Origin of the sequence: Rossellomorea aquimaris (assembly GCF_020172085.1) — a bacterium.
Lineage (GTDB): Bacteria > Bacillota > Bacilli > Bacillales > Bacillaceae_B > Rossellomorea > Rossellomorea aquimaris_E.
In genome coordinates this window covers 1,409,537-1,425,609 of record NZ_JAIVAT010000003.1, presented here as the reverse complement: position 1 = coordinate 1,425,609, position 16,073 = coordinate 1,409,537, and the positions used below count along the sequence as shown (strand labels likewise).

7 protein-coding genes are annotated in these 16,073 nt (G+C 44.3%); 5 read left to right on the top strand and 2 right to left on the bottom strand.

Annotated features, from left to right (window positions below):
- Positions 1–179 precede the first annotated feature (179 nt).
- Entirely contained in the window at positions 180–3,239 is a 3,060-nt protein-coding gene (locus LCL96_RS08175; protein WP_224940904.1) for an efflux RND transporter permease subunit, read from the bottom strand.
- Positions 3,240–3,454: 215 nt separating this feature from the next.
- Here LCL96_RS08175 and LCL96_RS08170 point away from each other — a divergent pair, with 215 nt between their 5' ends.
- Complete coding sequence (locus tag LCL96_RS08170; RefSeq protein WP_224940903.1) at positions 3,455–4,336, top strand: TetR/AcrR family transcriptional regulator; 882 nt, start codon at positions 3,455–3,457, stop codon at positions 4,334–4,336.
- A gap of 140 nt (positions 4,337–4,476) precedes the next feature.
- A complete protein-coding gene (locus tag LCL96_RS08165) occupies positions 4,477–12,024 on the top strand; it encodes a carboxypeptidase regulatory-like domain-containing protein (protein WP_224940902.1) in 7,548 nt (2,515 codons plus the stop codon).
- A gap of 99 nt (positions 12,025–12,123) precedes the next feature.
- Here the strand turns inward: LCL96_RS08165 and LCL96_RS08160 are convergent, their stop codons facing one another.
- Complete coding sequence (locus LCL96_RS08160) at positions 12,124–12,897, bottom strand: putative hydro-lyase (RefSeq protein WP_224940901.1); 774 nt, start codon at positions 12,895–12,897, stop codon at positions 12,124–12,126.
- A 125-nt stretch (positions 12,898–13,022) separates the two neighbouring features.
- Here LCL96_RS08160 and LCL96_RS08155 point away from each other — a divergent pair, with 125 nt between their 5' ends.
- From LCL96_RS08155 to lepB, 3 genes are all read left to right on the top strand, one after another.
- Entirely contained in the window at positions 13,023–14,321 is a 1,299-nt protein-coding gene (locus LCL96_RS08155; protein ID WP_224940900.1) for a D-serine ammonia-lyase, read from the top strand.
- Positions 14,322–14,413: 92 nt separating this feature from the next.
- A complete protein-coding gene (locus LCL96_RS08150) occupies positions 14,414–15,316 on the top strand; it encodes a cupin domain-containing protein (RefSeq protein ID WP_224940899.1) in 903 nt (300 codons plus the stop codon).
- A 184-nt stretch (positions 15,317–15,500) separates the two neighbouring features.
- Positions 15,501–16,043 carry a signal peptidase I gene (lepB, locus tag LCL96_RS08145; protein ID WP_224940898.1) on the top strand — a complete coding sequence of 181 codons (543 nt, stop codon included), beginning with the start codon at positions 15,501–15,503 and terminating at the stop codon, positions 16,041–16,043.
- Positions 16,044–16,073 lie beyond the last annotated feature (30 nt).

The window sequence follows — 16,073 nt, the reverse complement described above, 5'->3', positions numbered from 1 at the left end:
TGCTTGATGACGGGGAATATCTCAAGTGGAAAGTTCGTTTCGAAAAGAATGTCCTTACTTCGGAACCCATTCCTACATTCCGAATACATAAGTGTGACTTTTACTATCATTCCATCTTTCATTTTTGTTTAAACAACGCAAAGAGGGGAGACAGTGTCTCCCCTCGGAAATTCTTTGAATTATGCTTCTCGATTTCTTCTTCTAAAGCGGTTAAAGACCAGATACATCATCGGTACGATAATCAGTGTTAAGACAGCCGAGAACATAATGCCTGAGATGATCGTCACAGCGAGGGGAGTAAATAGCGCGTCACCGCTCACTGCCACTGGAATCAACGCTACGATAGAGGTGAGGGCAGTCAGAAGGATCGGTCGCAATCTTGTTCGACCTGATTCAATGACGGCTTCTTTCACGCCCATTCCATTTTTGATACCCTGTTCAATAAATTCGATCAATACTACTGAATTCCTCACGACGATTCCGGTCAGAGAAACCATTCCCATTACCGCCAGGAAGCTGATTGGTGTTTGAGTGACAAACAATCCAAGAATCGCACCTGCGATCGCGAGATAAACTGCAACCAGGACAAGGAAAGGCAGAGATAAAGAATTGAACTGAACAGCAATTAAAAGATAGACAAGGAATATCACGATGATGAAGAGAATGGTGATCTCAGCAAAGAAATCATTTTGCGCTTCATTTTCCCCACCCAAGGTGATGGAGTAATCGTTGTCATCAAGATCTTCACGAACATTTTTTACGATTTCCTGTACATTTTCTTTATAGTTATCGTCTTCCCCCGGGAAAGCGCGTATCGTTATAGCGCGTTCTCCATTCTTGTGTGGGATGAGCTGAAGTTCTTCTTTCTTCTCCGGAGTAACGAGTTCATCCAGGGAGATCAGCTGAGGAGGCCCAACAGAATTTTGGGTTGTGGCCGGGATTTCCAGGGAAGCCAGGTCCACCTCTCGATCATTGCCTTCTAATAAGAGGGTCATATCCCGTTTGGTTACCCCATTGTCAAATGATTTCAACGGGATGCCTTCTGTAGCTAAGCGGAGCTGTTGACTGACAGCATTAATGGTGATTCCATTTTCCTCGAGTTTTTCACGGTTTGGAACATATTCTATCGTAGGTTCCATTTCTCCTACATTATCAACGACTAAGTCGGTGTCCAATGTTTCGATTTCAGAGGTGATTTCATCTCGAAGCTCTATTATTTTATCGATTTCCGTACCTGAAACGGTTACCGTTACTGGTGCTCCAGCAGGTGGACCCTGCTGGATGGTCTCCATGAAGATTTTCGCATCAGGGTATGCTTTACGTAATTTATCTGTCCATTCATCGATCAATCCTTGTGCAGTCTGGTTCGTTCGATCGACTCTGGCAACCAACTGTCCTGTATTTTGTCCTGAATTCGACAAAGAACTGTTGAATAGATTCGGCAGTCCCGAACCTGCAAATGCAGAAGTTTCATAGACCCCTTCGTCAGATTTTAAACGTTGTTCCATTTCATGAAGGGTGTCAGATGTTTCTTCAATTGTTGTGCCGATTGGCAGGGTGACATCGATTGTCACTTCTTCACGGTCTGCAGACGGGAAGAATTCGAAAGGTGTCAAGGCAATCAGGCCAAAGATGGCTGTGGTAAATACGAGCCCGATGGCTGAAACGACGAAGGGTCTTTTTGAAAAATTCTTCAGGAGCGTATCAGCATAAAAATCAGCGATCCTATTTAATGGTTTTCCTAATAAACCCGGGGCATCGGATACCTTTTTCTTGGTTTTACTATAAAGTAAATATCTCATGATCGGTACGAATATCAAGGCAACCAGTGTGGAAGCGATGATAGTGGTGATTAAGACCGTCGGTAATGCCCGAATAAATGCACCGTTTCCACCAGATAAGAAAATAAGTGGGAGGAACGTGAATACGATGGCAAGAGAAGAGGTCACAATCGATACCCATATCTCTTTCACACCGGTAATCGCACCGGTGAGAGCACCGTCACCAAGCTTATAACGACGTTGGATATTATCATTCACAACGATGGAGTCATCCACGAGGATTCCGAGAGCGATGATGGCTCCTATAACGGAAATCTGATTCAGATCCACTTCTGCAAATGGTAGTGGTATCAATCCCATCAGCACTGAAATTGGAACGGCGAGTGCCACTACGAAGGCACCGGAAACCGTCAGACCGAGAGCTGTGGTTAGTACTACGGCCACGACAGATATGGCAAGCGATATAAATAATCCTTTGAAAATGGTGTTTACAGTGTCAGCCTGTGAATAATAAGGAATCAGTTTTACACCTGATGGCAGTGAGTCTGCCAGTTCATCCACTTTATCACTAACTCTTTTGTCGACCGTTGGGATATCTTCACCCGGTTGAACAAATGCCGTGAAGGAGATTGAAGGCTGTCCTTCAAAGGTTACAATGTCCTTGAACTCTTTCGGGGAGATCTTTACATTCGCGATATCGTTAAGGAAGACCGATTCTCCTTGAGGATTTTTCCCTACAAAAAGCTTCTCCATTTCGTCCAGGGTGGTAAAGTGATCAACGGTCAGTTGAACCACTTCTTTATCCACTTCCTGCTTGCCAAGGGGAGTTGGATAATATTCGTCGTTGATGGCACTCATGACGGATGATGGGTTAAGTCCTGAATCCTTTAATTCATCCTTCTTTAATTCAACAACGATCTCTTTCTCAGGGAGCCCCTTTACTATGACGCTCGATACACCAGGTAGATCTTCAACCTCTTCCTTCCACCTGTTTACTTCATCATCCATTTCAAGAAGTGTTTCCTTCTTATCACTGGTCAAGTGGTAGGAGACAATCGGCATTTTTACAGTTGATTCATTGACTTCAGGGTCGAACGCTTCCTCAGGAAACGAGGTTGAAGCATCCGAGACGGCTTGGCGCACATCACCGAATACTTCTTTTTTGTCTTCGCTGTCTTCAACCTCTACAATAATAGTAGAAAAACCGGCTGCCGAGGAAGAATTGATTTCTTTAATACCATCAATCGATTGAAGAGATGACTCAATTGGATTAGTGATGGTCCTTTCAACGGAATCAACCGTTGCTCCGGGGTAAACGGTTGTTACCGTACCAATATTAATGCTGGTTTCCGGGATTTCTCTCTGTGGTAATTGAAAAAAGGTGAAAACCCCGATGATTACAAAAAGCAAAATGAATATCAAGACGATTTTCGAACGGTTCAAAATAGCTTTTAACAAGGATATTGCCTCCTTTAATGAATTTTTGACTTGTGGGTCAATAATAATAATTTTTGGTGGATTAAACACTGATATAACAATCATTATATTGGTTGACTCAATAGTCATTTTACCTAAAAATAATGGGTAGTCAAGAAATAATGCTCTTCTATTTTTTAATGAGTATGGTTAAAATGGGAAAGTAAATGTTTTTTCTGGATATAGAGGTGTAGAAAATGGACAAACGGAACGCAATTTTAGAATCAGCAGTGGAACTTTTTGGAGCACAGGGATATAATCAGACATCCATGCAGCAAATTGCCGAAAATGTCGGAATCTCAAAAGGTTCACTTTACTCATATTTTCAATCAAAAGAAGATCTGATCATATCGATTTATGAACATTATCAGCAGCTCGTATTTGAACGGGCATTCATTGTCGGACTAGATGAAAATGTACCTCCCATGGAGCGGTTCGCCAAACAGTTTCAGGTACAGTTCGAAGGGATTATGGAATATAAGTCATACATGAAGATGCACATGAGAGGTGATTCCGCAAAAAATAGTCAGAAATTAGCGGCTATGGAGCATCGGATGAGGGGAAGGCTATTCAGCTGGCTCGAACATAATCTGCTGAATGTATACGGTGAGGAGATTCGGCCATACAAATGGGATCTGATGTGGATGACTCAATCAATCTATTCGTCTTACATGATGTTAATGATTTCACAGGATGACTCCATCGATCCTGCTATACTGGGCGCTCATTTAGTGAGACAGATTTCCCTGCTCGCTGGTGATTTTCTCAATGGGGAAAGTGCTCCATTATTGGATGATGAGATGATGAAACCCTTTGCTGTCAGTATGGACAAAGAAGGAGCTTTCATCTCATTTGAAAAAAGGGAAGAGGCATGGAAGTCACTTTATGACAGTATCAAGGGGTTGAGCGATACTACCTCAACTTATTTTATGAACATAGCAAATCGGATTTCCGAGGAATGTCGAAAATCAAATCCCGACGAGTTGATCATTACAGGGTTATTCCGGTTGTTAAGAGATGAAGAAGGTTTAAAGATTGCAGCTGAAGAGTTGGAAAAACAGCTCCTTCCCTTAAAATAGGGAAGGAGCTGTTTTCTGTTTCATATAAATTCTGTTGAAAAAATTACTATATTAGAAGTTTACTAGACGTTTGGTAAGACAACATTCTTTCCCTCAAAATATCATAATAAAGATAATAACATTTAAAGGAGGTTTTTTCTGTGGCATTTCCCAGTAATGCGCAGTATACCCCGGTCTTGGTAGGGGGGGCACCCTTATTTGACGTCTTAGGCGATGAAAGTCCCGTATCAACAGATATCGTGGGGAACTCAACTTTCCCTGCAGGTTTTTTTGCATACGACGGGACTAATGTGTATTTTCGCTTAAGGCTAAACGGGGATCCCCGGAATACACAATTAACAGGCTTTAGAAATTTTGCATGGGGGGTTTTAATTAATACAACCGGAGTAGCCGGAACATACGACTGGCTCTTTAACGTCGATGGCTTGAACAATCGGGTGAGCCTGATTCAAAATACGGTGAAATTGGTCAATTCATGGAATGATCCTGCAGAAGGGACGGGTGGGGGGAATCCAAACTTTGCCCAGCCGATTACCAACTTTGATTACGCCAGGGTGACGCCAGCCGATTCCAGCATCGGTGGAGATCAAGATTTTTTTCTAGATTGGTTCCTTCCGGCAAGTACAGTATTTTCATTTTTAGGTATTAATGCATCATCAGCCATCCGCGCAGTTTATTTTTCATCAGCGAATGCCAATAACTATAATAAGGATTCACTTCGGACGAGCGAAGGGTTTTCTTTCACAAATGCCTTTACAGATCCTGTCACTCCTGACCAGGTGGACATCAGGGCGAAGCTCACAACGAACAAAGTACGGAATTCGGGACCTCAAACAGTTGTACTTGGTCAGCAGGCCACTTGGACTGGTACCGTAACCGTAACAAATACCGGACTTTCTCAGGCTACCTCAGTCTTTCTTGATGACATCATCGGTCCTGATCAAGTAAACTCATTTGTTGTGAATACTACTTCTCAGGGAATCACAACGTATAATTCTGCGTCTAAATTGCTTACCTGGAACATTGGAAATCTAAATCCTGGTGCCACCGCGACTTTGACTTTTACATTGAATGGTGCATTCACCACAAGTGGAACAAGAAATTTAGATAGGGTACAAGCTACAGGATTTGATTCATCTTCAGGTAACGCCATCCAGTCCAATACTTCCGTCGTCACCATCAACGTTCAACAAACCGCCACAATCAATGGAACCATAACCGATCAATCCACCGGGTTGGTCCTCTCGAATACAACGGTGTCACTCTTCCAGGGCATGAGCTTGATTGCAACTACCCAATCCAATGCAAGTGGATTTTATACGTTTACGAATGTCGTTCCAGGCAACTATACTGTAGAGGCTGCCCGAACGAATTATGTAACTGGAACAGCTAATGTAGCAGCTGTAGGGGGGACATCCACTACTTCGAATATTGCACTCGTTCCTCAGCCCAGTACCATTTCTGGAAATGTATCAAATGGAGGCGCGATAAACAATGCCACCGTACAACTACTAAATAATTCTGGTTCTGTAGTAGCGACTACAACCACAAATGTAGCAGGAAATTATTCTTTCGTTAATGTAACTCCTGGTCTTTACAATGTCACTGTTATTGCATCAGGTTTTCAATCGCAAACCCAATCCGTCATGACTGAGCCAAATCAGGCATCTGTTGTCAATTTCACACTGGTCGCAAATCCCGGCTCGATTTCAGGTACGGTACGTGATTCCACCAATAATACGGCCATCCCACTTGCGGATGTTGAATTAGTGGATTCAAATGGGGTACCCATTGCCAGTACAACTGCCAATGGAAGCGGTCAATACAGCTTCAATAATCTAGCCCCTGGAAATTATCACGTTAGGTCATTTGCCACCAACTATAGCACAACGACCGTAACTTCAACCGTCACCGCTGGAAATAACACCATTACGAACATTTTCCTCGAGCCGAATCCAGGGTCTATTCAAGGGACCGTAATAGACAGCGAAACCATGCTGGCTATTGCAGATGTATCCGTCCAAGCAGTAAATAGCCAAAATGTGATTGTAGCGAGCACGATGACGAATGGTAGCGGTCAATATTCCTTTGACAGTCTATTACCTGGATCGTATTCGCTTATTTTTACAGCTATTGGCTATGCTACTCAAACCCTTGGTGGAGTTGTGACGTCCAATGCTACTACAACAGTAGATGCATCGTTAACCAGACAGGCTGGTGCCCTGGTCGGTACCGTACAGGATCCCAATGCTGTCGCCATTGCTGGAGCAACGGTAACAATCTTTCAGAATAATATTCAAATCGGATCAGTGATCACCGACTCTAATGGGGACTACATGGTAGCTGGTCTGCCTCCTGGAAGTTATACCGTTGTCGTCAGTGCACCTAATTACACCACTGAAGCCGTTGCAGCCATGATTGAGGATGGTCAAACAACCACCTTAAATATTACCCTGAATGAAGATCCTGGAACTTTGGCTGGATTTGTGAGGGACACAAATAATGATCCAATTGCAGGGGGGAGCGTGACCGTTCAAATCAGTACCGGTTCAGGAATTATTGTCGCTACCACTGTAACAGCACCAGACGGATCGTATGCGGTGCCGAATCTTGCTCCCGGGAATTATACGGTAGTCGCAGCGGCTTCGAATTATCAAGCAGCCACCCAAGGTGTGACGATATCATCAAACGCTACGTCGATCGTGAATTTTAACTTGGCTTCAGATCCCGGTTCGATTTCCGGAATTGTGACGAATGCACAAACGGGAACGCCGATTACTAGCGTAAATGTACAGGTAAGGATCGTGGATTCAAGCGGGGCGGTCATTTCTACTGTACTAACCGATGAGAATGGTCAATATGTTGTAAATGGATTAGCCCCAGCGGTCTATACCGTTGTCGTATCAGCACCTGATTTTCAGACGAATGCGGTAACCGTTCAGGTATCGTCCAATCAAACAGCAGATGGCAGCATCGCACTTCAGCCTGATCCAGGACAGATTACAGGGACTGTGGTCGACAGTATTGGAAGCAATCCTATTTCAGGTGCGGTCGTCAGTATTGTGAACAGTTCAGGAAATTTAATTACGTCCGTGCTCACAGATATGGATGGAATCTTCATGGTAGAAGGGCTTGCACCTGATAATTATACTGTGAATGTGATGGCGAATGATTTTCAAAACGGAATGGTCGGTGCTCTTGTATCTTCTGGTCAAACGACACCTGTATCAGTTGTGTTAAACCCTGATCCCGGGTTCATCACAGGAACGGTCAGTCCTATTGTGCCCAACACGATCGTCCAATTAAGGGATGTGAATAATGTACTGATTGATTCTGTTGTGGTGAATCAGGATGGAACGTTCTCATTTAATAATCTGACACCTGGTACCTATACGGTGTTGGCATCTGCACCGAATTATTCAACGGTACAGGCTGGGGTTTCTGTTCTTGCAAACCAGTCGTCAACCGTTGATTTGATCCTCGTCCCTAATCCTGGTTCAGTATCCGGTATCGTTACAGATAATATGGGGAATCCGATTGGGAACGCAATCGTACAGATTTTTGATCAAAATAATATTCTGATCGGCTCTGGGTTCACTGATTCATCAGGTCAGTATATTGTGGGGAATCTTCCAAGTGGTTCATTCAATGTGGTAGTTAACTCACCAGGTTTCGGCCAGGTGATTACTGGGATAAACCTTGGTGTAGGACAGGATTTAACAGGAGTGAATGTATCGCTGATTCCAAATCCGGGAATCATCAACGGTCAAGTCACTAACCTTACGACAGGAGATCCTATTTCAGGAGCCACCGTAGTCATTATTGACGGCATTTCTCAGATCCAGGTTGCAAGCACAACGACTTCTATTTCAGGAAACTATTCTGTCAGCGGATTGGCACCAGGTTCCTATATTGTCTCAGCTTCAAAACTGAATTTCACGACAGAGCAAACAGGTGCCATTGTCATAAGTGATTCCGGCACAAGAGCCGATCTGGCACTAGGAGAAAACCCTGGATCTATTTCGGGTAACGTTGAAGATACAAATGGTAACCCGATAACGGGTAATGGCATCCAAATCTCGGTGTTTAATGAAAACAATGTATTAGTTGTAAGTTTCTTAGCCAACTCGGATGGTACCTATTCCATTCCTTCACTCGCACCCGGCACATATTTTGTAACCGCAGCCGCCCCGAATTATTCATCTTCAACTGTATCAGCCATGGTTCAATCGAATCAAACCACAGCGGTAACAAATGTCCTTGCTGCAAATCCCGTAACGTTGACGGTCCAGGTCGTTATTCAAAATACTTCAACTCCGATAGAAGGCTCGACAGTCACGATCCGTCACGCCAATAACATCCCGATTGCAACAGGGATTACGGATGAAAACGGGTATGTAACCTTTTCATCTTTACCGACAGGAACACTGAATATCACTGCTGATGCCGTCTCGTTTGGAACCGATACAAAAACGGTTATCGGTAACCCAGGAGATATCCTGTTTGCCGAACTAAGCCTTGCTCCTAACCCTGGACAAATACAGGGGTTCATTTCAAATCTTGCAAATGGAGAAGCGATTCCTAATGCAGTTATACAGCTCTACGATATTACAAATGTACTTGTCCAAACCACTCTTTCGAATCAAAACGGTGAATATACATTTTCTGGTGTAACACCTGGAGTTTATACTGTCGTTGCTAATGCAGCTGACTTCGGTCCGGAGGCGGCTGGAGCCATTGTCACTTCCAATCAAACGAGCTTATTGAGCTTTGCCTTAAGTCCAAATCCTGGAATCATTCAAGGGTTTGTAAGAGATTCTGTCTCCCTGGGGCCAATAGCTGGAGCGACAGTGGTCATTCGGGAGCTTTCTGGATCGGGTCCGGTGATCTCCACTACCGTGACAGATTCAGATGGATTCTTCCAGACAACGACCCTGTCGCCGCGAGTATATGTACTAGTAGGAAGCAGTCCAGACTTTGGTTCAAACTCTGTATCGGCAGAAGTAACGAGTGGGGGAGTGACAAATGTTGAAATCCTCCTTACCCCGAATCCGGGATCTCTCACAGGAACGGTAAGGGATGCCGCAACATTACAACCTCTAGCTGACACGTTAGTCAGGGTCATTGACAATCAGGGAACTGTGGTAGCTACTGTACAAACTACGGTAGATGGAACGTACATTATCTCTGGATTGGTGGAAGGAAGCTATACCGTTTCAGCCATCAATACAGGATATCAGTCATTAATCCAACAAGTGAATATTCAGCCGAACAGTGCCACGGTGCTCGATTTCAATCTTTTGGCTAATCCAGCCACCCTCAGTGGAACGGTTGTGGACGCCAATACGGGGTCGCCATTAACGGGTGTCATCATAGAGGTTTACGTAAGTGGAACGGATATATTGGTAAGGCGCGTCCTCACAGATGAAAACGGAGAGTACTTGATCGAAGGACTTCCACAAGGAACGTTTGACGTGCAGGCTCAACTTCAAGACTATGCAATCAGTATCAATTCCGTGTTCTTATCTCCGGGAGAAAGTGAAGTGCTCAATATTGCACTCATCCCATTCCCAGCAACAGTTCAAGGGACAATAAGGGATACCGTTACACAAGACCCGATCAGCGGTGCGCTTGTAAAAGTAGTCATACCTAATACAGACATTGTCGTTGGCAGCATCATTACATCAAGCGATGGAACGTATTCAATAGGTAATTTACCAGCAGGCAGCTATAATGTAGTGATTTCCTCTGATGGTTATGCAACCGCAATCGTACCTGTCATACTTGTTCCTAATGGAACAGAAACGGTAAATGCGGATCTTGATCCAAATCCAGCAGGAATTACAGGAACTGTATTTAATGCACAAACAGGCGTCGGCATTCCATGGGCACTAGTGAGAGTTTTTAACTCAGACGGAGTATTTATTGCCAGTACGTTGACGGATGAAAGCGGTTTTTATACGATTTCCGGTCTGGCTCAAGGTCAGTATACGGTCATTGCAAGCGCAGACGGCTTTGGGGACGGAATGGCCATTGTCACGTTAACGCCAGGAGAAACAGAAAACCTTAATATAAGCTTATCAAATCAAACTGCAACACTAAGAGGAACAGTGCAGGATGCAGTCAATCATCAACCGATCCAATCCGCTCTTGTTCAAGTCTTTAGGATCGGTACATCGATCCCAATTGCTTCTGTCCTCACCAATGGATCAGGTGAGTATGAAATTACCGGACTTGCCCCAAGGGAATACCGGGTGGTCTTCTCGGCAGATGGGTATGCAAGTGAGGTATTTAGAATATTTCTGACAAACGGGGAAGTCCAGATTTTAAATGCCGAGCTCGGTCGTCAGCCGGCCTCCATTAGAGGTCAGGTGACTGATGCAAATACAGGAGACCCTATCCAAAGTGCGGGTGTCATAACAGTCATAAGTGGAAGCGGAATAGTGGTTGCCTCAACATTAACCGACCAGGATGGAAATTATATTCTAACAGGTCTTGCGTCTGGGGACTATAACGTTATCTTCTCTGCAGAAGGCTATGTCAGTCAGACGTCCATGATTACCTTGAGCCCAAATGAAACAGCGATTCTTAATGCAGCATTGGAACCGAACCCTGCAACGATTACTGGAAATGTTCGGGATGCTATTACGTTTGCGGCAATTGAAAATGCCCTCATCCAAGTGTTTACGCCTGATGGAAGATTATTGGGAACGACACTAACAGATATGGATGGGAATTACACGATTTCAGGATTGCCGGGAGGAAATGTCGTTGTCATCGTAAGAGCATTAGGTTACCAAAGCCAGATACAAGTGATTGCGCTCATAAGGGGGACTACGACTACGCTCAACTTCTTATTAGAAGGAAATCCTTCAAGTGTCAGTGGTACAGTGACAGACATTCAAACAGGGGAACCGATCCCGCAAGTTCTTGTACAAATTTTCCCTGTCGGTTCACTCGTACCGATCCGCTCAACGCTAACCGATCCGAATGGGTTCTATATCTTGACGGGATTGCCTCCAGGAACTTACGTCTTAAGGTTTACAGCAGCAGGCTACCCTGTTAAAGAGGTGACGATTGTTCTTCAGGAAGGTGAGAACCGGCAGTTGGATGTCCAACTTGGAACCATTCTTCCTCCACCGCCTTCGAACCTAAGGCCGGAATGTATTTCAGTAGAAAAAGTATATGATTGGGTCATTGCCACCCATCATTCAACGCTCTCCATAGGATTTTCCCGAGCATGCAGAGAATTAGTGGATGAACTTCTTGCAAGAGGAGAGGGAATCAATGTTGACTGTCAGCTTAGCCCAATAGGATGCTCTATCATTTCATTTGAAAAAGGAACTCCGGGGTATGTTGAAATACGTGGTGAAGCGATTCTTGGTCTAACGATTGGATCTCTCCTTAATGAAGGTGAAACCTGTACCATGGAAGTACCAGTCTTCTTTGACAAGAAAGTTGCAGTTTGTTTACCGGAGGGGATGGATACAGGCAATATCAACTGTTCCATCATCGATATTAAATGCCGCGAAAAAGTTGGAAGTCTGACCCGTGATCAGCTCCAAATCCAACTCATTGCATGCCTGGAAATCGACATACTATATCCTGTCATTCTTGAAGTGTTAGGAACATTTTGCACTCCTAGAACAACTGTGGAGCATGTGGATGAGGATGAGGATATGTGTTAAGTGGAAGAGAGGTGCTTTCCTTCGGGAAGCACCTCTTTTTCTAATTAATTATAGCGCAGGAGGGACGGACCTTGCTTATGAAGGTCCGTCCCTCTCTGATTAAGTTTCGTGCAAATAGTCTTCGTTTTTCCAATCCGTTACGAACATGCAACCTGGAGAGTGGGTGATCATATTTGGGATCTTTGCGTGCTGTGCCACTGCTTGAGGTGTCACCCCACATGCCCAGAACATCGGTGTTTCATCCTCCCTGATTTCCACGAAATCTCCGAAATCAGGCTTGGTAATATCCTGGATGCCGATTTCAGTTGGATCACCGATATGCACGGGGGAACCGTGCATTTTAGGAAATAACGAGGTGATATCCGCTGCTTTTTGCACCAGAGAGTTTGGAACGGGCCTCATGGATACGACCATAGGACCATCAAATACTCCGGCTTTCTCTGTTTGGATATTCGTTGTGTACATAGCTACATTTTTATTTTCTTCGATATGTCGCAGTGGGATGTTCCCTTTGATCAGCTGGCTCTCGAAAGTAAAGCTGCACCCAATGAGAAAGCTGACAAAATCATCTTTCCATACATCTTCAATGCTTTTTTTGGTCTCAATCAATTTACCATGTTCATAGATGTGGTATAAAGGGATGTCCCTGCGAATATCTGATTCTTTGGCATATTTGGATTGATATTGTCCTGGTTCCAGCACTTCGACGATAGGACACGATTTCGGGTTGCGAGTAGTAAACAATAAAAAGTCGAAAGCGTATTCTTTTGGAAGGACGACCAGATTTGCCTGTACATAATTCTGACAAAATCCAGAAGTGTGGGTTTGGTGCTTTCCGGATCTAATATCCGCTCTAAGTTTGGAAGGTAACATGAAATCAGGCTCTCCTTTTTCTGTTATAATTTTCAGAAGAATCATATCAATCTTATCATATTTTGGTTAGGCATTTGTGAAGAGGGTTTAAATTGGATGGTCATGTCAATGAGGGGGAATCAAAAATGACGGGTAATATGCATCAAATGAATTCGGAATTATTCATGGATTTGCAATCGGCTAAAGAAGTATTCTGGGGGAACCCTTCATTGGACCCTAAGAGTACAATGTCAGGCATTCAGGAAATCGTGGATGCAGAGCGACGGCTCGAGCGGTTTGCTCCTTACCTGAAAAAGGTATTCCCGGAATCAGTCGACGGCATCATTGAGTCACCCATTAAATACATCGGGAACATGCAGAGAACGCTCGAAGATTATTATAAATCGAAGATACAGGGTCAGATCATACTGAAATGCGACCATGAGCTTCCAATTGCTGGGTCGATTAAAGCCAGGGGAGGTATATATGAGGTGCTCAAGATCGCAGAGCGTATCGCGATCAAACAAAACTGGATCGATGAAAAGGACGATTATTCAAAACTTGCGTCAAAACGGATCCGAGAGTGCTATTCCCGTTACTCCATTGCTGTCGGCTCAACGGGGAATCTGGGCTTGAGTATCGGTATAATGGGGGCAGCGATTGGTTTTCAGGTTACGGTTCATATGTCCCGGGATGCAAAGCGTTGGAAAAAAGACCTCTTGAGGGGAAAGGGCGTCAAGGTAGTGGAGCATGAACAAGATTTCTCCCACGCCGTCGCTGAAGGCAGGAAGCAGAGTTTATCTGATCCGAATTGTTTCTTTATAGATGATGAGAATTCCAAGGATCTGTTTATGGGATATTCGGTTGCTGCAATGAGGCTAAGGGAACAGTTCAGAAAAAAAGGGATAATCGTAGATGAAAATCACCCGTTGATCGTTTACTTACCGTGCGGGGTAGGTGGTGGTCCAGGTGGTGTGACATATGGATTGAAACATGTATTCGGTGAACATGTGCATTGTTACTTTGCAGAACCTGTGCACTCGCCCTGCATGCTATTGGGGCTTTCGACAGGGAGACATGAAGAGATATCCGTTCAGGAAATTGGATTAAGCAACCGTACAGAAGCGGATGGACTTGCAGTTGGAAGATCATCTGCACTGGCGGGGAAAATGATTGAGAGACTGCTGAACGGGGTGTTTACCGTCACTGATGAAACCCTCTTCAAATTGCTTGCGCTCTTACATTCATCAGAATCCATCGCCTTGGAGCCCTCCGCACTAGCGGGTATGATTGGCCCTGTCCTTCCGCCGGTTCAGGAGCATCTTACATCGCTTCAAGTCGATGTGACCCATGCCACTCATTTAGTATGGGCCACGGGTGGAAACCTTGTACCAGCTTCCATCATGGATGAGTATGTTAAAAAAGGAAAAGGGTATCTGGGATGATGTTTATGAGAGAGCCCTGTGCTGTGTTCATTTAGGCATAAGCACACCTTCCGAATCCACGCATATGATATCGTGGTAAAAGACTGAAGGGAATGATCAGAGTGTATAATGTACCGAACGGGTATTCCTATCACGCTCATACCTATCCTATGACCGTAACCGGAACGGAAGGGAGCACTGGCCACTTGGTGAACACCCTGCTGAGTGGGATCCAAAAAAAGGCATCGAGTGTTGATTTCTATCATCGCCTTGCAAAGATTGCACCTAATAATGAAGAGCGACAATTCATAATGCGCATGATGGAAGATGAGCAAAGGCATTGGTGGGAGTTAACGAATGTGTATACTTCATTAACAGATTCACACCCCGTCTATCATGTGGAGAGCATTCCGTTTCATTCGTATCGGGAGGGGCTTAAACGGGCATATAAAGCGGAACTTGCAGATTATGAGCAGTTCCGGGTTTGCAGCATGCAGGCACAGCACTCAGTGGTATATGAAGTACTTGTGAATACGTGCAGGGATGAGTGGGAGCACGCACGAACGTTATGTGAGTTGGGATCAGCTGAAGAAATACGGATGATGTCAAAAGATGTTGGCCCTGCTCCATATGCGGTGAATATCGATGAAGCCACTGTGGCGAATGACACATTCCGCACCGCCTTATGGACGGGAGAACATTTACAGGTAACATTGATGAGCATTAATCCAGGTGAAGATATCGGGCTTGAGATCCATCCGAATCTGGATCAATTTCTCCGTCTTGAACAAGGCGAAGGGATTGTCCGGATGGGTGATCGCCAAGATCATTTAACCTATGAGAAACAAGTGCAGCAAGACTTTGCCATCATGATTCCCGCCGGCACCTGGCATAATCTTATCAATACCGGCAATACTAAGATCAAGTTGTATTCCATTTATGCGCCACCGCAACATCCAAAAGGGACGGTACATGTAACCAAGGCTGATGCAATGGCAGCTGAGGGAGAGCACTGACTCTCTTTAACTCGCATCTAAACGTTGCAGAATTGTTTTCTGCAACGTTTTTGTGTGTCTCTCAATTTATTGATTTATCATTAAGACATACTTTTTCACGTATCCGCTACAGATGAAAACGAAAGATTAGGAATTTTATGCTAAAATGTAGAGTGGGGAGAGCTTTTAAGAGAGGATGAAGTACATGGTGACCGAAAAAAGAAAAATCTGGGGGTGGGCTCAGCCCTTAATTATTGGAGTAGTGCTAGCATTTATCATTCGATCCTTTATCATTATCCCGATTGTGGTTGAAGGGGCTTCGATGAATGCGACCTTACTGGACCAGGACCGTATGATTGTCAATAAGATGGATAAACCTGAGCGCTTTGATATCATTGTTTTTCATGCGACCAATACGGAAGATTATATTAAACGTGTCATCGGCCTGCCGGGAGATAAGGTTGAGTATAAGAATGATACATTATACATAAACGGCAAAGCGTATGCTGAACCTTACCTGGACAAACAAAAAGAATCCGTGATTGGTGCCCTGACCCCTGACTTCACCTTGGAGGATACACCGGTAAAGCAGCTGACGGTTCCTGATGGTGAACTATTTGTTATGGGGGATAATAGAAGATACAGCAAAGACAGTCGTCAAATCGGTTCGATCCCGATTGATAAGGTAGTGGGGACGACCAATATAGTTTATTGGCCTGTTAAAGAAATGAAGATTATTAAGAAATAGAGTTGAATACCCATTTAAATAATAGAGAAA

Coding starts and splice junctions, on each gene's coding strand:
- LCL96_RS08155 (WP_224940900.1), top strand. CDS start 13,023: ATGACGGGTAATATGCATCAAATGAATTCGGAATTATTCATGGATTTG.
- LCL96_RS08160 (WP_224940901.1), bottom strand. CDS start 12,897: ATGTTACCTTCCAAACTTAGAGCGGATATTAGATCCGGAAAGCACCAA.
- lepB (WP_224940898.1), top strand. CDS start 15,501: ATGGTGACCGAAAAAAGAAAAATCTGGGGGTGGGCTCAGCCCTTAATT.
- LCL96_RS08150 (WP_224940899.1), top strand. CDS start 14,414: ATGATCAGAGTGTATAATGTACCGAACGGGTATTCCTATCACGCTCAT.
- LCL96_RS08170 (WP_224940903.1), top strand. CDS start 3,455: ATGGACAAACGGAACGCAATTTTAGAATCAGCAGTGGAACTTTTTGGA.